Annotated in this window: 17 protein-coding genes and 1 pseudogene; 9 read left to right on the plus strand and 9 right to left on the minus strand. The window is 67.2% G+C overall.

The features are described 5' to 3' along the window. Positions 1-146: 146 nt before the first annotated feature. From OXS27_RS06415 to OXS27_RS06430, 4 genes are read right to left on the minus strand one after another with little or no spacing between them, the layout of a single operon-like run. Complete coding sequence (locus OXS27_RS06415) at positions 147-920, minus strand: ABC transporter permease subunit (RefSeq protein WP_267355076.1); 774 nt, start codon at positions 918-920, stop codon at positions 147-149. Beyond that, positions 917-1,825, minus strand: a complete 909-nt coding sequence (locus OXS27_RS06420) for an ABC transporter permease subunit (RefSeq protein ID WP_267355078.1) — start codon at positions 1,823-1,825, stop codon at positions 917-919. The genes OXS27_RS06415 and OXS27_RS06420 overlap by 4 nt, the downstream gene beginning before the upstream one ends. Further along, the gene (locus OXS27_RS06425; protein WP_267355080.1) at positions 1,822-2,877 is read right to left on the minus strand and encodes an ABC transporter ATP-binding protein; all 1,056 of its coding nucleotides are present in this window, start codon (positions 2,875-2,877) and stop codon (positions 1,822-1,824) included. Before OXS27_RS06425 ends, OXS27_RS06420 begins: the two co-directional genes overlap by 4 nt. Positions 2,878-2,881: 4 nt before the next feature. Then, positions 2,882-3,568: a Crp/Fnr family transcriptional regulator gene (locus OXS27_RS06430; RefSeq protein ID WP_243920013.1), complete on the minus strand. Its 687-nt coding sequence runs from the start codon at positions 3,566-3,568 to the stop codon at positions 2,882-2,884. A gap of 247 nt (positions 3,569-3,815) precedes the next feature. On the opposite strand from OXS27_RS06430, the gene OXS27_RS06435 reads away from it, so the two are divergent. Beyond that, on the plus strand, positions 3,816-4,730 hold the full coding sequence (locus OXS27_RS06435; protein ID WP_267355082.1) for a UDP-3-O-acyl-N-acetylglucosamine deacetylase: 915 nt from the start codon (positions 3,816-3,818) through the stop codon (positions 4,728-4,730). A 25-nt stretch (positions 4,731-4,755) separates the two neighbouring features. Here the strand turns inward: OXS27_RS06435 and OXS27_RS06440 are convergent, their stop codons facing one another. After that, positions 4,756-5,823: an HD-GYP domain-containing protein gene (locus tag OXS27_RS06440; protein ID WP_267355084.1), complete on the minus strand. Its 1,068-nt coding sequence runs from the start codon at positions 5,821-5,823 to the stop codon at positions 4,756-4,758. A 303-nt stretch (positions 5,824-6,126) separates the two neighbouring features. Here OXS27_RS06440 and abc-f point away from each other — a divergent pair, with 303 nt between their 5' ends. Further along, positions 6,127-7,992, plus strand: a complete 1,866-nt coding sequence (gene abc-f / locus OXS27_RS06445; RefSeq protein WP_267355086.1) for a ribosomal protection-like ABC-F family protein — start codon at positions 6,127-6,129, stop codon at positions 7,990-7,992. 7 nt (positions 7,993-7,999) lie between these two features. Here the strand turns inward: abc-f and OXS27_RS06450 are convergent, their stop codons facing one another. Continuing rightward, positions 8,000-9,301 (minus strand): aspartate aminotransferase family protein, encoded by a 1,302-nt coding sequence (locus OXS27_RS06450; protein ID WP_267355088.1) that lies wholly within the window; start codon positions 9,299-9,301, stop codon positions 8,000-8,002. 106 nt (positions 9,302-9,407) lie between these two features. Here OXS27_RS06450 and OXS27_RS06455 point away from each other — a divergent pair, with 106 nt between their 5' ends. After that, complete coding sequence (locus OXS27_RS06455; RefSeq protein ID WP_267355090.1) at positions 9,408-10,244, plus strand: LysR family transcriptional regulator; 837 nt, start codon at positions 9,408-9,410, stop codon at positions 10,242-10,244. A gap of 11 nt (positions 10,245-10,255) precedes the next feature. Here the strand turns inward: OXS27_RS06455 and OXS27_RS06460 are convergent, their stop codons facing one another. From OXS27_RS06460 to OXS27_RS06470, 3 genes and pseudogenes are all read right to left on the minus strand, one after another. Further along, the gene (locus OXS27_RS06460) at positions 10,256-10,984 is read right to left on the minus strand and encodes a hypothetical protein (protein ID WP_267355092.1); all 729 of its coding nucleotides are present in this window, start codon (positions 10,982-10,984) and stop codon (positions 10,256-10,258) included. Between the two features lie 600 nt (positions 10,985-11,584). Beyond that, complete coding sequence (locus OXS27_RS06465; protein WP_267355340.1) at positions 11,585-11,821, minus strand: hypothetical protein; 237 nt, start codon at positions 11,819-11,821, stop codon at positions 11,585-11,587. Beyond that, positions 11,794-12,099 (minus strand): annotated as a pseudogene (locus tag OXS27_RS06470) (MFS transporter); the annotation flags it as partial. The pseudogene OXS27_RS06470 and the gene OXS27_RS06465, both read right to left, overlap by 28 nt. Positions 12,100-12,290: 191 nt before the next feature. Between OXS27_RS06470 and OXS27_RS06475 the strand changes: the two are divergent. From OXS27_RS06475 to OXS27_RS06500, 6 genes are all read left to right on the plus strand, one after another. Beyond that, on the plus strand, positions 12,291-13,364 hold the full coding sequence (locus OXS27_RS06475; RefSeq protein WP_267355094.1) for a WcbI family polysaccharide biosynthesis putative acetyltransferase: 1,074 nt from the start codon (positions 12,291-12,293) through the stop codon (positions 13,362-13,364). Between the two features lie 104 nt (positions 13,365-13,468). Further along, on the plus strand, positions 13,469-14,497 hold the full coding sequence (locus tag OXS27_RS06480; protein ID WP_267355096.1) for an alpha/beta hydrolase: 1,029 nt from the start codon (positions 13,469-13,471) through the stop codon (positions 14,495-14,497). A 151-nt stretch (positions 14,498-14,648) separates the two neighbouring features. After that, entirely contained in the window at positions 14,649-15,086 is a 438-nt protein-coding gene (locus OXS27_RS06485; protein WP_267355098.1) for a heme-binding protein, read from the plus strand. A gap of 2 nt (positions 15,087-15,088) precedes the next feature. Then, positions 15,089-16,675 carry a peptide ABC transporter substrate-binding protein gene (locus tag OXS27_RS06490; RefSeq protein ID WP_267355100.1) on the plus strand — a complete coding sequence of 529 codons (1,587 nt, stop codon included), beginning with the start codon at positions 15,089-15,091 and terminating at the stop codon, positions 16,673-16,675. Next, positions 16,672-17,595, plus strand: a complete 924-nt coding sequence (locus OXS27_RS06495; RefSeq protein ID WP_267355102.1) for an ABC transporter permease subunit — start codon at positions 16,672-16,674, stop codon at positions 17,593-17,595. The genes OXS27_RS06490 and OXS27_RS06495 overlap by 4 nt, the downstream gene beginning before the upstream one ends. Beyond that, positions 17,595-18,686, plus strand: a complete 1,092-nt coding sequence (locus OXS27_RS06500; RefSeq protein WP_243920027.1) for an ABC transporter permease — start codon at positions 17,595-17,597, stop codon at positions 18,684-18,686. Before OXS27_RS06495 ends, OXS27_RS06500 begins: the two co-directional genes overlap by 1 nt. Positions 18,687-18,689 lie beyond the last annotated feature (3 nt).

The following is an 18,689-nucleotide window of genomic DNA, read 5'->3' on the forward strand; positions in this document are numbered from 1 at the left end:
GCAGGCATCGGGAATCGCAAGCCCGGACATCAGCGATGAGCATCGCGCTCATCATCGTCGCGGTCGGCGTTGCGGTGGCGATCAGCCTCTACACACGCCCCGGTCGTGAGTGGGCCTGGAGCCATGGATCGTGTGGAAGCGCGGCGTCAGCGGTTTTCCTGTCGCGCCGTCAGCCAAGACGTGATCAGAACCGCCGCGCTCACAAGGCCAACGAGCATCGTCGAGGCCGCGTTGATCTCCGGGTTCACGCCGAGCCGGACGCGGCTGTAGAGGCGCATCGGCAGCGTCGTCGAACCTGGACCCGAGACGAAGCTCGCGATGACTAGGTCGTCGAGCGACAGGGTGAAGGCGAGGAGCGCTCCGGCCGCCAGGGCCGGTGCGAGCAGCGGCAGGGTGATGGTCATCAGCACACGTATCGGCCCAGCGCCGAGGTCGGCGGCGGCCTCCTCCAGTGATCGGTCGAGGCCGCGCAACCGCGCCGCCACCACCACGGCCACGAACCCGGTGCAGAAGGTGGCGTGCGCGATCACGATGGTAAGCAGGCTGCGGTCGAGCCCGATGCCGATGTACATAAGCAGGAGCGACAGGCCGATCATCACCTCCGGCATCACGATCGGACCGAGGACGAGGCCGGTGAAGAGAGCCCTGCCCCGGAAACGGCGCTGCCTTTCCAGCACCAGCGCGGCCAGCGTTCCGAGCAGCGTCGCGATCAAGCTCGCCAGAAGCGCGACCTTCAGCGAGACCCAGGCCGAGGCGAGCAGCGGCGCGTCGGACAGCAGTTCAGCGTACCAGCGGGTCGAGAATCCGCCCCATACGGTGACCAGCGGCGAGGCGTTGAATGAATAGCCGATCAACACCAGGATCGGCGCGTAGAGGAAGATGAGCCCGGCCACCAAGGCGGTGCGCGTCACCCAGGTCACGGACCCTCCTCGCCTGCCTGCAGGCTGTCGCGGAACAGCACGACCGGGACGATCACGATGGCGAGGATCAGGACGGCGACCGCGGAGGCCAGCGGCCAATCCCGATTCGAAAAGAACTCGGTCCACAGCACACGGCCGAGCATCAGGGTCTCCGAACTGCCGAGCAGATCCGGGATGATGAACTCGCCCACCATGGGGATGAAGCACAGGCCGGCACCGGCCACGATACCCGGCAGGCTGAGTGGCAGCGTCACGCTCCAGAACACCCGCGCCGGCGAGGCGCCGAGATCCGCGGCGGCATCCCACAGGGTGGGATCGAGGCGGTTCATCACCGCGTAGAGCGGCAGCACCATAAAGGGCAGATAGGCGTAGACGAGGCCGATGATCACCGCCGCGTCGGTGTTCAGGATTGTCAGGGGCGTCCCGATCAGTCCGAGCCGGAGCAGGACGAGGTTGAGAAGCCCCTCGGGCTTCAGGATCGCGATCCAGGCGTAGACGCGGATCAGGAAGCTCGTCCAGAACGGGACGACCACGAGTGCAACCAGCAAGGGCTGCCACCGCGACGGCGCCCGCGCCAACGCGTAGGCCAGCGGCGTGCCGGTCGCCACGAGGATGGCGCTTGCGAGCGCCGCATAGCCCAGGGAGCCGAGGGCGGCGTCGCGGTAGAACGGGTCGGCGTAGAGGGTGGCATAATTGTCGAGGTTCAGGGCTTCGAGGAAGCTCGACCAGCCGTCGAGGCCCCCGTGCCAGTCAAGGACCGGCAGGTAGGGCGGTATGGCGGTCGCCGGCTCCGAGAGGCTGATCTTGAGCGTGATCGCGAAGGGCAGAAGGAAGAAGACGGTCAGCCACAGGAAGGGCGGCAGGCGGAGCAGCCGATCGAACACAGGGCGCCGCAATCCGCTCATGCCGGCAGAATCACCGCCGCCTCGGCTGCGAAGCCGACGCGGGTTTCCGCCCCTGACGGTATAGCTGCGTCGGTCGGGCGCGTACTTGCCCGCAGGGTCGATCCGTCCGGCAGGCGCAAGGTGGAGCGCAGGCGATCGCCCAGGAAGGTCGTCTCCGTGACCGTGACCGGCAAGCCCTCAACACTGAGCACGAGATCCTCCGGGCGCACCGCCACAACCACCGCGGCACCCTCGGCCAGCGATGGTGCGACGATCCCCCGGACTGGACCTTGCGCGGTCTCGACGGTCCGGCCCTCCCCGGGTTCGTGCGGGCCGAGGCGCCCCGGTATCAGATTCACATCGCCCAGGAGGCCTGCGACGTAGCGGTTGGCCGGCCTCCTATAGAGCTCGGTCGGCGGCCCGATCTGGACCAGTCGTCCAGCCTCCATGACGCCGATCCGATCAGCCAGCATCATCGCCTCTTCGGGATCGTGGGTCACGACCACGAAGGCGGTCCCGAGGCGGCGCTGCACGGCGCGCAACTCGCCTTGCGTTTCCTCGCGCAGGCCCCGATCGAGGGCGCCGAGGGGCTCGTCGAGGAGCAGCAGCTTCGGTTCTCTCGCGAGCGCCCGAGCCAGGGCAACACGCTGCCGTTGGCCGCCCGAGAGCGTCTCGGGACGGCGTCCGCCGAGGCCTTCGAGGCGCACGAGGCGCAGGAGATCCGCCACCTGCGCGGCGATGGCGGCCTTACCGATTCCCTTGAGGCCGTAGGCAATATTGTCCGCCACGCTCATATGCGGGAACAGCGCGTAGGACTGGAACATCATGTTCACCGGGCGCCGATGCGGTGGCAGCCCGGAGAGATCTTGGTCGCCCAGCTGGATCCGGCCGGCACTCGGCCGCTCGAAACCCGCGATGAGGCGCAGGAGGGTGCTCTTGCCGCAGCCGGATGGCCCGAGCAGGCAAAAGAATTCCCCGGGTTTCAGCGCGAGCGTTACGTCATCGACTGCCCGGTAGGTGCCGAAATTCTTGGTCAGGCCGTCCAGGATCAATCGCGGCGGTGGGCTCGACAAGAGATCAGGAATCCTCGCGCAGCGCCTCGGCCACGCGCGCTTCCAGTAGATCGGGCCTTCGCAGGACGAGCGCGCCGCGGGTCCTATCGACCAAGCCCTCGGCGGCCATCGCGGTGAATTCCCGGGTGACCTGCTCACGCCGGCAGCCGATCCGCGCCGCGAGCACATGATGGTAGGGCGGTGGCGAGACGACCCGCTCGCCCGAGGTGCCCGACCGGGGCACCGAAAGGCGCAGCAGTTCGGCGTAGAGGCGATGCTTCAGGTCGAGCAGCGCGTGTTCCATGAGCCGGGTGTTGAGTTCGCGCACGCGCTTGGCCAGGAGACGGAAGAGACGGTCGGCGATGGCCTCCGAAGCGAACACCATCTGCCGGAACACCGAAGCCGGCACCACGCAGACCTCGCCGCGGGTCAGCGCCGTCACGTTGGCGGAACGGCCGATCCCGTCGATGGCGGCCAACTCGCCGAAGAACGCGCCGCCCCGCATCTCGCCGAGGATCACCTCTTTTCCGGATTGGGTCCGATTGAGGATCCGGACCTCGCCGGAGGCGATGAAATAGACGTCGGTCGAGATGTCGTCGAAGTCGACCAGCACTTCGTTCTCGTCGAAGCGGCGCCAGTGGCAGCGGGACTCATACGCGCTGAGCTCGATTCCCGGATCCTTGAAGAAGGGTATCGTCCCCAGCCGCGCCATCAATCCGGTTCCCTCAACGCCAGTCCGGCCTTCATTCCTGCCCGAACGGGTGCCGGCCGCAGATCTGGGGACGAAGGCAGCCCGGGCACCGCCGCAACGGCGTTCAGCCCTCGGGCGGAGGTGATCGTGACCGTCACGGGCTGGCCGGTCAAGCCAACCTCGGGTGAACAGGAGTTTATTAGCGTGGATCAGGATAACTGAGCTACATGCCGAAGCCGCCGCAGCGGGCGGTACCGATGCTCGTGCCTTGTCGATCACACGTCTCAATCCTGGCGCGACTTCGTCCGCTCCGCACAACCAGGCGACCCGGTTTCAAGCCACACTGGCGCTACCATTCGAGCGATCCGGGCGGAGCCTCCATTCCGGTCGACACGCCACGGTCCGGGTTTGTCCGGCTCCGGCAGGTCACGGCATCGTCTTCCGTCGCCGGCTGAACGATGGCCGCGCCATCGACGTGCCGGCCCTCTGGCAGTACCGCGAATCGCAGCCCCTGTCCTCGGCCCTCCGGCGCAAGGGGATTCTTGTCCGGACGATCGAGCACCTCCTGGCGTCGCTGAGTGCCCTCCAGATCGACAATGCGCTGGTTGAAATCGACGCCGACGAGTTGCCGATCTTCGACGGCAGCGCCACGCCCTGGTGCGAAGCGATCCGTGCGGCGGGGCGAAGAGAGCAGCCACAGGGCTGCCGTCCAATTCGGGTGCTGCGCGCCGTGTCGGTCAGGAATGGGAGGCGGCATATCCGGATCGAACCCGGTACCGGCCTCCACGTCACGGGACATATCGAGCTGGCGCATATCGGGCCCCTCGACTGGTCCGGCGCGATCACGCCTGAGACGTTCGAGCGGGAGATCGCACCGTCGCGGAGTTTCGGTCGATATGTGCGCGCCATGGCTGGGCGGGCCTTCGGCTACGTCACGGGCCGGGATTTCCTGCAGGGCGTTTCACCCAGCTCCGCCGCGCTCCTGATACGCGATCGGGTGCTCGGCGGCTTACGCGTCCCGGACGAACCCGTGCGCCATCGCGTGCTCGACCTCGTCGGCGACCTCGCTCTGACCGGCCATTGGGTCGAGGGAAAGGTCACCGCCTTCCACACCGGGCATGAGCTGAATCACGCCCTCGTGGCGGCGCTGATGCGGGACCAGGCAGCCTGGGAGCTGGCCTGAGGCCGCGCTGTCGTGCCTTCGGCGGTCAGGCCGAGGCGCGCTGCGGCACGTCGCATGCGCTGGCGACGGCCGCGAAGGCGCGCACGAGGTCGCCGTCGAGCTTCGCCCCCATGGACTTGAGGATCGCATAGGCCTCCCGGGCCGGTTTCGGAGCCTTGTAGGGCCGCGCCTCGATCAGCGCCGCGAAGATGTCGGCGATCGTGATCAGACGCACGAGGTCCGGGATCTCCTCGCCGCGCAGGCCATCCGGGTAACCCGAACCATCGAGGTACTCGTGATGCGAGCGGACGACCGCCAGGGTCAGGGGATCATAATGCCCGTTCACCAGCATCGCATGGCCGATGGCGGGGTGGCGATCCATTTCCCGCCGCTCCTCCGGCGTCAGCGGCGCCGGCTTGTTCAGGATGGCGCGCGGGATCTTTGCCTTACCGATGTCGTGGAGCAGCGCGCCTTTGACCAGATGGCGCGAATCGGATTCGTTGAGGCCCAGCGTCCGCGCGAATTCCGCAGCGAGTCCGGCCACACTCAGGCAATGCCGATGCGTGTTGTCGTCGAAGCTCGCGACCACCGCCAGCCAGTCCCGGATCTTGGTCTCGCGGATCGCCTGATTGACCAGAGCGGCGCCGGATTCGACTGTCGCCGCGCTCGGCGGTCCGTCGGCGCGGAAGATGCTTGCGAAGACCTCCCGGGCTGCCGCGGCCTGATCATTCAGATCGCTACGCTTCGGCGTTTGCGCCGCGCCGCCAAGCGTCAGGCCGGTGACGGTGTTCAGCAGCAGGGCATGCGCCGCGGAGGCCGGCAGAACCCGGGTGGCACCCAGAGCGGTAGCCTGGATCTCGCCGCGACCGAGATTGCCGTGTATAAGCGCCAGGAACGGCGCATCGGGGCTGCGCGCGACCACGAGGGCTTGGCGCAGGCGACGAACGGACTCGGAGGTCAGCGCGCTGACGTCGCTGATGATCAGACCCGATCCCGCAGGCGGTGCGTCATCGCCGTACAGGTCATGCAGCGAAACGCCCGCATCGGCGCCGAGATTGCGCGCCAGTCGTTCGCCGCGGCCCAAATCGTCGGTCAGGATCAGAGTCCGACGCAAGACTTGATTCCTTTCAATCCCGGGCCAAGCCCGAATCGGTCTGATCAGGGCAGGACCAACCAAAGCATGCGATGGCGCTGCGGTCTGCTGCTATGTCCGACACCATACCTGCGACAGGCTCTGAATTGTAAAACCGGCTCAATGAAAGACCTTGCTTCGGGAATGATGCGATTCCGTTAAAGGGCTGCCCCGCGAAGCAGCTTTCAGCGATCGGGTCATTTTCCAGACCGTCTGCGGCGCGGCGCCCGGATCGGCTGGGGGCGGGAGCTTGCCTCTCCGCCTGCGGACAGCCAGAACGCCGCCATGCTGCGCGTCAACGACCTCACATACCGCTTCGGCGACCGCCTGATCCTCGATTCTGCGAGCTTCACGATCCCGGAGGGCGCGCGCGTCGGCCTCGTGGGGCGCAATGGCGCTGGCAAGACCACGCTGTTCAAGGCAATCTTGGGCGAGCTGCCGGTGGACGCGAAGTCGGTCTCGTTGCCCAGGGGCATGCGGATCGGTGCGGTCGCCCAGGAGGCCCCAGCCGGCCCGGAGACGTTGCACGCAGTGGTGCTCGCCGCCGACACTGAGCGCGCCCGGCTGATGGCGGAGGCCGAAACGGCCGATGGTCTCCGCCGCGCCGAGATCGAGACGCGGCTCGTCGATATCGGCGCCCACTCGGCGCCGGCCCGCGCCGCCGCGATCCTGCATGGCCTCGGGTTCGATGCCGCCGCGCAGACCCGGCCCTGCTCGGATTTCTCGGGCGGCTGGCGGATGCGGGTGGCGCTGGCCGCCGTGCTGTTCTCCGAGCCGGACCTGCTCCTCCTCGACGAGCCGACCAACTACCTCGATATCGAGGGCACGCTGTGGCTCTACGACTACCTCGAGCGCTACCCGCGCACCGCAATCATCATCAGCCACGACAGGGATCTGCTCGACACCAGCGTCGACCACATCCTGCATCTCGACCGGGGTAAACTGACGATCTACCGAGGCGGCTATACGAGCTTCGCCAAGCAGCTCTCCGAGAAGCGCGTGCTCCAGGCCAAGGCGAAGGCCAAGCAGGATGTCGAGCGGGCGCATCTGCAGAGCTTCATCGACCGGTTCAAGGCCAAAGCCACGAAGGCGCGCCAAGCGCAGTCGCGGATGAAGCGCCTCGCCAAGATGGAGCCGATCGCGGCTCTGCTCGACGACGACGTGCCGGTGATCCACCTGCCGAGCCCCGAGAAGCCGCTGTCGCCGCCGATCGTTGCGATGGAGCGGGTGAAGGCTGGCTACGGCGACCGGATCGTGCTGACGGGCCTCGATCTCAGCCTCGCCCCGGACGACCGGGTTGCGCTGCTCGGTGCCAACGGCAATGGCAAATCGACATTCTGCAAGCTGATCGGTGGACGTCTCGGGCCGGTCGCCGGCGAGGTGAAGCGCTCCTCCAAGATGGAGGTCGCCTACTTCGCCCAGCACCAGCTCGACGAGCTGCGCCCCTCCGAGAGCGCCTATGCGCATGTCCGCACCCTGATGCCCGACGTACCCGAGGCGAAGGTTCGCTCCGCGACCGCCCGGCTCGGCTTCGGCGCCAACAAAGCCGACACGCCGGTCGAGAAGCTTTCGGGTGGCGAGAAGGCGCGGCTGCTGATGGGGTTGGCGGCCTTCCACGGACCGCATCTGCTGATCCTCGACGAGCCCACCAACCACCTCGATATCGAGAGCCGGCAGGCGCTGGTTGAGGCCATCAACGACTACGAGGGGGCCGTCATCCTGGTCTCGCACGACCGCTTCCTCGTGGAGGCCTGCGCAGATCGGCTGTGGCTGGTGGCGGACGGCACCGTGAAGACCTTCGACGGCGACATGGACGATTACCGCCGCCTCGTTCTGGCCGGTCCGGACCGGGACGACGAGCGGGAGGCGGAACCCGCCGGCGGCCAGAAGGCCGAAGCGCGCCGGGCGGGGGTCGAGCGCCGCGCCGCACTGGCGCCCCTGCGCAAGCGGCTCGAAGCCATCGAGGCGCGCATGGCGAAGTTGACCGGCGCCATTCAGAAGATCGATGCTGCCCTGGAGGATGGTTCCGCCTTCCGGGAGAATGCCGCGAAGGCCGGCGAGATCGCCAAGATGCGCGCGGACGCGGCCAGCGCACTGGCCGCCGCCGAGGAGGAATGGCTGGTGGTCAGCAGCGAGATCGAGGCGGCGTGAGCGCTGGCTACGTGCAGGATTCCAGCGCGCGCTCGAGAATGTCGACGCCCAGGTCGATCTCCGCGTCTGTGGCGGTAAGCGGCGGTGCGATGCGGAACACGCCGCCCATGCCCGGCAATTGAACGATATTCATGCTGAGACCGAATTCCAGGCAGCGCCGGGTGATGGCGTCACCGAGTTCCGGTGCCGGAACCTTCGTCGCCCGGTCGGCCACGATCTCGACGCCCTGAAGCAATCCGCGACCGCGCACGTGGCCGATGCAGGCGAAGCGTTGCTGGAGGGCGCGCAACCGCGTGGCGAGCCGGGCGCCAGCCTCTTCGGCCCGCCCAACCAGTCCGTCGCGTGCGACGATCTCCAGCACCTTCAGGCCGACCGCCGCCGGGAGCGGGTCGGAAACGTGCGTGGTGTAGAACAGGAACCCGCGCGCGTGGCAGAGATCCTCGATCGCCGGCGTGGTCAGGACGGCCGCGAGCGGTAGACCGGCGCCGAGGGTCTTCGAAAGCGTCAGGATATCGGGCACCACACGGTCGCGTTCGCAGGCGAACATCAGGCCCGTGCGACCGATCCCCGTCTGGGCCTCGTCAAGGATCAGCAGCATGCCGCGCTCGGTGCATTTGCCCTTCAGCGCGGCGAGGTAGCCCGGCGGCAGGTCGATGATGCCGCCTGAACTCAGGATCGGCTCTGCGAGAAAGGCTGCGAGATTACCGGTCGATTGCCGATCGATCAGCGCGAACGCGTAATCCAGCTCAGCCCGCCAGTCGGGCGCGCCGTCCTTCTCGAAGGCGGGGCGATAGGCGTTCGGCGCCGGGATCGCGAACGAGCCGGTCGGGGCCGGCCCGTAGCCTTTCCGACCGGCGCTGTAGGTCGCCGAGGCCGCCCCCGCGGTCATCCCGTGCCAGGACTGGGCAAAGCTCACCACCTCCCAGCCGCCCGTGGCAAGCTTGGCCATGCGGAGGGCGGCCTCGTTGGCCTCGGCCCCGGTGGTCAGCAACAGGGCCCGTTCGAGTTCACCGGGCGCGATCCGGGCCAATTCGGTGGCGAGGTCGACCACCGGCCGGGTCAGCATCCCGCTGAACAGATGGTCGAGCCGGCCGACGTGGTCCGCCACCACGGCGGCGATCTCGGGATGGCCATGACCCAGGATCGCGCTCATCTGGCCGGAGGTAAAATCGAGGATCTTCCGCCCGTCGGCGTCGTAGACGAAGCTGCCCTCCGCGCGCTCGATGATCAGCGGCGCGAAGGCTCCGCCGTAGCGGATCAGGTGCCGGCGCGCCCGTGCCCAGAAATCCGGATCGTCGTTCCGCGTCATGGCCGCTCCTTCTCGCTGCCGGCCATGTTAGGGGAGTCGTGGATTGCCGGGCAGCTTATAGTTTTGACGGGAGCATTCAGCGGCGCTGATGGTACGCAGCCTCGACATGGACCTCCTTCGCAGCTTCGCCAGCGTGGCCAAGACGGGCGCGCTCAGCCGAGCGGCGAGCCAAATCGGCCGGAGCCAGGTCGCGCTCAGCATCCAGATGAAGCGGCTGGAGGATCTCGTCGGTCACTCGCTTCTGACGCGGACCGGCCGCGGCGTCGTGCCGACCGTGCAGGGCGAGCGCTTTCTGATCCACGCCCGTCGCATCCTGTCCTCGCATGACGGAGCCCTGGCCGAATTCTCCGGCGGGAGCTTGAGCGGGACTCTGCGCTTCGGCTGCCCAGACGATTACGCGCAGGCCTTCCTGTCGACCCTGCTGCGCGGCTTCGCACAACACCACCCGGCGGCGGCGATCGAGGTGATCTGCGGATCGACGCCCCGGCTCCAGGCGCAGTTCGATCGCGGCGGCCTCGACCTCGCCCTCGTGTCGGTCCCGCTCGCAGCCGACCGAGCAATCCTGAGACGAGAGGACCTCGTCTGGGCGGTGCCGCGCGACCAATCCGGTCTCTGGACCGATCCCATCACGTTGGCACTGGGCGATCCCGATACCCTCGACCACCGGGCCGCCGTCGCCGCTCTCGACCGCGCCGGACGCTGCTACAGCATCGCCTACGCGAGCGGCAGCCTGTCCGGACTTCTAGCCGTGGTACGCTCCGGCCAAGCTGTCGCGGTCCCGACTCGTTTCGCCGTCCCAGCCGATTTGCGAATCCTGACAGCCGCCAGCGGTTTACCGCCGCTCACGCGGATCGGCATAACGATCCGGATCGAGGAGCGTCATGACTCGCCGCTGGCCCGCGCGTTCGCCCGACACGTCCGAGAAATCCTTCCGGCACTTTGAGGCCGCGTCGATCAATCCTCTTCAGCCTCCGACGAGCGGTGAGCCGGGACACTCGATGCGTTCCCCTCGTCCCGGACGCGATCGTTCGGCCAGAACAGCACGATCTCCTCATTCTCCACGGGAATCCAATTGATGTGCGCCTCCGGGTGAGTCTCGGTGAAGGCTTTGTAATTTTCCGTATCGCAAAGCAGATAGATATTCTTTTCTGCGATCGCCGGACCTATTTCATTTGATGCTCTTGTCTTGTCGGGCTTGACGTTCGTGTCCGCCATTGTGAGGCCGCGAAACTTCCGGTCTGGCACATCCGGAAAAGCCGCATTCCACGCCGCCATTACCCGCGGATTATCGTATTGCACGATCATGTCGGCCCCGACCTTTCTGGTTGGAATGTGTTCGAGGCGAACATCCTCGATCCAGTTCCGGTTCGACGCACTGACCGCCTTGACGGGTTCTGGCGCAACGACAGGAGCCGTCACGACGGCCGCCGCCGCCTCCGTGATCTGGGATGCGTGCATGTATCGGCTCTCGAACTCAGCTGTGCTGATCGCTTGCGTCTTCACGTTTGCCAGCGACAGCATCGCGTCGGCGGTACCCGGCGCCAGCGTGTAGGTCGGCCGCGGATCGAGCGCCGCGGGCTGAACCTGCGCAACGGCTTTCGATTTTGCCAGCGCGGCCGCATCGTCCTGCTGAGCTTTCTGCATGGCTGCTGCGACCGCGGCCATCGACGGAACGTAATCCATGTTTTATTCTCCCACCCGCAGAGCTGATTGGAAACCTGCAACCTCCCCGCATGAAACTAATTTGTTGCTTGTCGCTGAGTCACAGAGCTGGAAAGTTATGTGTGTACGAGGTATTTCCACCCTCGGTCTTGCAAAACGACAGATTTCTTTTTCGCATCCGCGCGCCGAACACGGGCTCGCCTCCTTTTACAGGCGTCGATACTTGTTTGGCTTCACGGCAAGCGGCCAGCCGATGGCTTAACCGGAGCGATGCCGCTATCGTTGCAGGACTATTGGGCAGACGAGCATTGATGCCTCGACCATCTGCAACCCAGCGGCCATCATGTCCGCGGGCACCACATCCTAGAGCTTCATGCTCCAAGTTCGAATTGTTACGCCTCATCACATGCATGTCAACGATGTGATGCGTCCTAAAGACACTGCCTGAACAAGATTTTCAGCAGCAGTGGTCAGAATTTTCTCTTTCTCACGACTTAACGGCGAGCCTAACGGCTCCAATGAGTACGTTCCTCACCGGGTCCTTTTTCGATGCGCTATTAAGTGCGGTCGTTCGATATTCCATTTCCGCCTGTGTTCCCTTGACGGATGCAGCACGTCCGATCATGCCCGAGTGACCTGGACCGACTGCTTCCGCCCGCAGCCGAGACCGAGCACGAGGAGGTACTCCATCTCCGAAAGGTCGACCAAATGGAGCAGCCCCAGCGGATAGCTGCCGGTCCCGTCCTCGATGAAACCGAGCAACTCGGTCCCGATGAAATCACCGATATTCCCTATGGCATCGATGTGCGCGATGCCGGCCGCACCGCGAGAGCCATGAGGGCCGAAACCAATCCCCATGTGATCATGATCCAGGCGCCGAACCGTTCCATGGCGAGGTTGCTCGGAACCTCGCACAACACGTACGACACGTAGAACAGGCTAGCGCCCAGCCCGAACTGTTCGGCCGAGAGCCCGAGATCGTGGTTCATCTGCAAGGCCGCGAAGCCGGCATTCACCCGGTCCACGAGCTCCACGAAATAGGCGAGCATCAGGAACGGCAGGATGCAACAGGTCACGCAGCGCAGCGTTGCGCGCTCGATTTCCGGGATCGCATCCGAAGGTTGCGTCGGGGCCATGCCTGTTCTCCTTGCGTCATGGTCCGGCTTGAGCGAGCCACGCCATGCAGGCCAGCAGTGGACCTCAACAGCGCCGCGGGTCTGCCATTTCGCGGCGTCCGCCGAAGGATTAGAACGCCGAGGCTTCGCCAAGGCATCTCAACCGAGGGCTGCGGTTTGCCCGCGGCGTACGGACATGCGAGAGAAGCGGCATGTTGACCGTCGATAGCCTCTGGCGCGCGCGGCACCGCCTCGCGCAATTCGGGAAGAAACGGACCGGATCGCCGCGAGTCCTCGTCATCGGCGTGTGCCAAGCCGGCGCAATCGCGAAGACGATGCGCTATCTGCTTCCCGATGCGCAGGTCGATTTCGTGTCGGCCTTCACGGCGGCACGGCGTTTTCCGCGGCTCGCCGACCTGATGGCGCATGCGGACGGGTACGACCACGTCTTCTCCAGCATCTATCTGCCGCGCTTCATGGGCGGTGGCACGATCGACACGCTGCGGACCCATCCGAAGGTGCGGCTGATCCCGACGATCGTGTTCGGCGCCTACCACCCGGACCTAGTCCATGTCGGCGTGCAGGATTCCGTCACGCTGAACGGCCTAATCTCCGGCCCGATGGGGCATTCGCATTCGGCGATCACGCTCTACGCCTACCTCGCCGGCTTCTCGCAGGCGCAGGCCCTGCGTCTGTTCGCCGAGCCGGTGTTCGAGCGCCTCGGCTACTTCGATCTGTGGGATGAATCGGTGGCTTACCTGCGGAGTCTGGGCCGGCAAGCGGATTATGACCTCGACACCCATCTGACCCGCTGGGCGCGGCGCGGGTGCTTCATGCACTCGATCAACCACACGAAACTGTTCGTCGTGTCCGATCTAGCCCGGGGCTTGCTGACCAAGGCCGGCATCTTGTTCGAGGAATGCGATCTCGATGCCTTCCTGCCCGACGATCTGGGCGGTCAGGGGAGCTGGCCGGTCTACCCAGAGATCGCGCAGCATTACGGTATTCCCGGCAGCGCCATGTTCTTCAAAGCAGAGACCCGGCGTTCCGGGCCGGCCCGCACGATGAGCCGCGCCGCGTTCGTGGCAGCCGCCTACGCCAATTATGATCGGCGCGAGCGCGATCTCTTGGTGTCCCAGCGTGTGCAAGGCTGGCGCAACGATGCGCCGACCGTCGACTTCCTGCGCGAGGCGGCAGGCCGCGGCGATGCCCCGACCCGGCCGGCGGCGCGGGTACCCTCGGTCAGCGCCGGTGGATCCGGTAGCTTCGCCGGACACGCCTCGTAGGGCATCACGGCACGGGCGATCGCGAAGCGTCGGCCCGGCACTTCCTGCGTCCAGCGGCGTTGTCGCCCGACGCCCGACCCGGCGTGCCCGATATGAGGTGCCCGATGAGCCTTCAGCCCCGGCGACGCACCGGCCGCTCCGCGGCTGTGGCTGCCCTGACGCTTGCCGGGTCGGCTACTGGCCTGTTCGCGTGGAGCCGGCTCGGCGTCGATCATCGGATGCCCCTTCCGCCGGCGCTGCCGGGCCATCGCGAAACGATCGCGACCCGGCGCGCCGGGGATCTCTCGTTCTACGCGTCGACGGACGCCGAGGGCGTGCCGCTCCTGCTGATCCACTCGATCAACGCCGCCGCGAACGCGTACGAAGTCCGGCCGCTCTACCTGCATTTCCGGACGACGCGGCCGGTCTACGCCCTCGACCTCCCCGGCTTCGGTTTCTCCGAACGGTCGCGCCGCCGCTACACACCGCGGCTCATGGTGGAGGCGATCCACGCCATCGTGGCGGAGGTCCGACATCGCCACGGGGGCATCCCGGTTGACGCCATGGCCTTGTCCCTGTCCGCCTCCTTCCTGGCGCGGGCGAGCCTGGAACGGTCCGACTCCTATCGCAGCCTCGCTCTCATCAGCCCCACGGGCTTCGACGGGCGGCTCTCCGGCGATGGACCGCCGGATGGTCACCGCGGGCGCGACTGGGTGCTCAATCTCCTCGATCGGCCGCCTTTCGGCCGGCCGTTGTTCGATGCGCTGGTGACGCGGCCGAGCATGCGCTTCTTCCTGCAAAAGACTTTCGGCTCGAAGGAGATCGACGAGTCCCTTCTCGATTACGACTACGCCTCGGCGCACCAGCCCGGGGCGGAGCACGCACCGTTCTGCTTCGTGTCGGGCCACCTCTTCCCCACCGACACGACGCGCCTCTACGAGCGGCTGCGCCTGCCGGTCTGGATGGTCCACGGCGAGCGCGGCGACTTCGTCGATTATCGGTACGAGACGCGCGTCGCTGGTCGTCCGAACTGGCGGATCGACACTTTGCCGACCGGGGCGTTTCCGCATTTCGAGCGGCCTGGCGCCGTCACGGCCGCCTACGAGGCGTTCCTCGCGAGCATCACGGGCGGTCCGGCAGATCGCCCAGCGTGATCCGGCCAGACGGCACACGACGGTGCGCGTCACGTTTACCGGACCTGTTGGCACACGCGGTCGTATACGGTGCTACCCGGCGGTGGACCCGCCGCAACACCACCCATAAGGTCTTGATCACCGCTCAAAAAGACGCAAGTTCTGGACACCGATGATCGATCTGACCCTCGAAGCCGCCCGCACCATCGTCGATACGGCGCTTCGGGAGGCGAGGAAACGCAGCCTGAAGCCGCTGGCCGTCGTCGTCTTTGACGCCCGCGGGGCGCTGAAATGCGTCTCGGTCGAGGATGGTACATCTCTGCGCCGGGCTGAGATCGCCTGCGGCAAGGCCAACGGCGCGCTGGCATTGGGCCTCGGCTCCCGCGCGATCCATGCCCGCGCGGAGGCGCAGCCCTACTTCGTGGCGGCCGTGACCCATCTGGCCGGCCCCGCCGCCCTGGTGCCGGTGCCCGGCGGCGTCCTCATCCGTTCCGGCGAGGGCCGTCTATTGGGCGCGGTCGGCATCTCGGGCGATACCTCAGACAATGACGAGATCTGTGCGGTCGCAGGCATCGAGGCGGCCGGCCTCGTGTCGGAGACCGGCGCCTGATCATGCATCCGCGCCGGCGCGACTGGCTTGCGGGCGCCGCCGCGCTCGCAAGCATGCGCCCGGCAGCGGCAGCGGAACCGATGTACCGCCGCGGCAACGATGCCGATCCCGAAACCCTGGATCCACACCGTTCCTCCACGGTGGCGGAAGCGCATATCCTGCGCGACCTTTGCGATGGGCTCCTCACCTACGACAATCTGGGCGCGATCATCCCGGGGGCCGCGCGGGCTTGGAGCGTCTCAGAGGACGGCCTGACCCTCAGGTTCGACCTCAATCCTGACGGACGCTGGTCGAACGGCGAACCGGTCACCGCAGCGGATTTCGTGTTCTCGCTGCACCGGATCCTCGACCCGGCCACGGGGGCGAAATACGCCGAGATCCTGTTCCCCATCCGAAACGCCGCTTCGGTCAATCGCGGCGAAAAGCCGGTGGACGCCCTCGGCGTCACCATGGAAGGCCCCCTTGAGCTTACGATCACCCTCGAACAGCCGACACCCTATATTCTCGAACTGCTCACCCATCAGACCGCCGTGCCGGTGCATCGGGCCTCGGTGGAGCGCTACGGCGAGGCTTTTACCCGGCCGGGCAACCTCGTCACCAACGGGGCCTATCGGCTCACGGAGAACGTGCCGGGCGGTGCGGTCCGGCTGGAAGTCAATCCGCATCATCCTGACGCGGCCTCCATCGCGATCCGGCGGGTCGACTTCGTGCCCACCTCCGACCTGGCGGCTGCCGTGCGCCGCTACGCCGCCGGAGAACTCGACTCCCTCGCCGATCTGCCCGCCGATCAGATCGGCGACCTGCGCCGGCGGTTTGGCACTCAGGTGGTGCTCGGACCTTCGCTCGGGCTCGCGGCCCTGGCGGTGAACACTCGCAAGGCGCCGTTCTCGGACCGGCGGGTCCGTCAAGCGCTGTCCCTCGTGATCGACCGGGAGTATCTGGCCGATGGGCTGAATGGCGGAACCATGAGCCCGGCCTATTCCCTCTGCCCGCCCGGCCTCGACAATTACCGGACCCCGCCCGAGACTGCGGGCCGCTCAGGGCTCCCGATCGACCATGAGGAACAGGCCCGACGGCTGCTGGGCGAGGCCGGCTTCGGACCGGACCGGCCCCTCACGGTGGAGTACCGGTTCAACGTCAGCGACAACAACCGCACCGTCGCAGTGGCGATCGGCGAGATGTGGCGCGACCTCGGGATCGTGACCCGCTTCGTGTACACCGACGCCAAGACCCATTTCGCCTACCTGCGCGACGGCGGCGACTTCGACGTGGCGCGCATGAGCTGGATCGCCGACTATGCCGATCCGCAGAACTTCCTGTTCCTGCTCCAGACCGGGAACGACGGCTTCAATGCCGGCCGCTGGTCGGATCCGGCCTACGACGCGCTCCTGGCGCGGGCCGCCGCCGAACGCGACCTCGCCCGCCGGGCCGGCCTGCTTTACGACGCGGAGGCGATCGCGCTGCGCGAACTGCCCTGGATCCCGCTGATGCATTACCGCTCGAAAGCGCTGATCGCGCCGCGGTTGCACGGCTATCACCCGAATGTCCGCAACGCGGCGCCGACGCGCTTTCTGAGGCTCGAGGCGTGATCCGCTTCATCGTCCGCCGCCTCGCCCAATCGATACCGACTCTGTTCGCGGTCATCACCGTCAGCTTCTTCCTGATGCGGCTCGCGCCCGGCGGCCCGTTCGACCTCGAACGGCCCCTGGCACCGGCCGCGATGGAGAATCTGAGGCGGGTCTACGGACTCGACCGGCCGCTGATCGTGCAGTTCGGCAGCTATCTCGCGTCACTTGCGCACGGCGATCTCGGGCCGTCCTTCTCGTTCCGGGACATGCGCGTGCTCGACCTGATCGCCCGGGGCCTGCCGGTCTCGGCGACGCTTGGGGGACTGGCACTCCTGCTCGCGGCGGGGCTCGGCGTCGGGCTCGGAGTCGCGGCGGCGCTCCAGCGCGGCGGCGCGATCGACCGCCTCCTCGGCATCGGCGCGGCGCTGACCGTGTCGCTGCCGAGCTTCGTGGTCGCGCCGCTCCTCCAGATCGCCTTCGGGCTCAGCTTACGCTGGCTGCCGCTGAGCGGCTGGGGCGACGGCGCGCCGAGCCATCTCGTCCTGCCGGTGGTCACCCTGGCCCTGCCGCAGGTCGGCGCCCTGGCGCGGCTGACCCGGGCTTCGCTCGGGGAGGTATTGCGGACGCAGCCGGTGCGGACCATGCGCAGCCTCGGCCTGCCGCCGATGCGCGTCACGCGGCACGCGCTGCGGGGGGCGCTTCTGCCCGTGGTCGCCTATCTCGGGCCGCTGGCTGCATCTTTGCTCACCGGATCAATGGTCGTCGAGACGATCTTCGGCCTGCCCGGAATTGGCCGCTACTTCGTCGAAGGCGCGCTCAACCGCGACTACACCCTCGTCATGGGCACGGTGCTGTTGGTTGCCGGGCTGGTGATCGCCCTCAATCTCTTGGCCGACCTCGCCTGCGCTTGGCTCGATCCGCGCCTGCGGGTCGCAACGTGATGGCAGCGCCGCGCCCGGCGCGCGGGATCTTTACCCGCCTTGTTCGGATGCGCAGTGCGTTGGCAGCTCTTGCCGTGCTGATCCTGATCGCGCTGGCATGCCTCGTCGGCCCCGGCCTGACCGGCCACGATGCCGACCGCGCCTATCCGGACCTGCGCCAATTGCCGGCCGGTCTGGCGGCGCAGCCGGATGCGGCCCATCTCGGCCCGGCGCTGGAACGCCTTGCCTTCCGGATGCGGGTCCGGCTCGAGGCGGTGGTGCGCGACGGCGACACCCTGCGTCTCACCCTCGGCTCCGATGCGGGTGTAGACCGGCGCAGTCTCGTCTACCTCCCGCGCTCCGGGCTATTCGGCACCCCCGCGATCACGGAGGAGCGCGACGGCGGCCGCAGCCTCGTGGTGACGGTGCCGATCCGGAGCCTGCATTTCCTGCTCGGCACCGACGTGCAGGGCCGCGATCTGCTCACCCGCTGCCTCACGGCCGGACGGGTGTCCCTGGCGATCGGCCTCGCGGCCAGCCTCGTGGCCCTGCTGGTCGGAGTCGCCTACGGCGCAACGGCGGGTTTCCTGGGTGGGGTGATCGACGCCGCGATGATGCGGTTCGTGGACGTGCTGTACGCCCTGCCCTTCGTGTTCTTCGTCATCCTGCTGCTGGTGTTCTTCCGCCCGAGCCTCACGCTGATGCTGGTGGCGATCGCAGCCGTGGAATGGCTCGACATGGCCCGCGTGGTCCGCGCCCAGACGCTGTCGCTGCGCGAGCGCGACTTCGTTCGCGCCGCTCAAGCGCTCGGTGTCGGGGCGCCGGGCATCATCACGCGCCACATCGTGCCCAACACCCTCGGTCCGGTCGCGGTGACCGCGACCCTGCTGGTCCCTCAGGTGATCCTGCTGGAAAGCTTCCTGTCGTTCCTCGGCCTCGGCGTGCAGGAGCCGCAGACGAGTTGGGGAGTCTTGGTCGCCGATGGCGCGCGTTCGATCGAGGCGGCGCCCCACATGCTGGCCGCCCCGGCCCTATTCTTGATCGCTACCCTGGTGGCGCTCAACCTGTTCGGCGACGGCCTCGCCGACGCCCTGGATCCGCAGGCCGGGTAGGGG

The sequence above is a fragment of the Methylobacterium sp. GC_Met_3 genome (assembly GCF_026540775.1).
Taxonomy (GTDB): Bacteria; Pseudomonadota; Alphaproteobacteria; order Rhizobiales; family Beijerinckiaceae; genus Methylobacterium.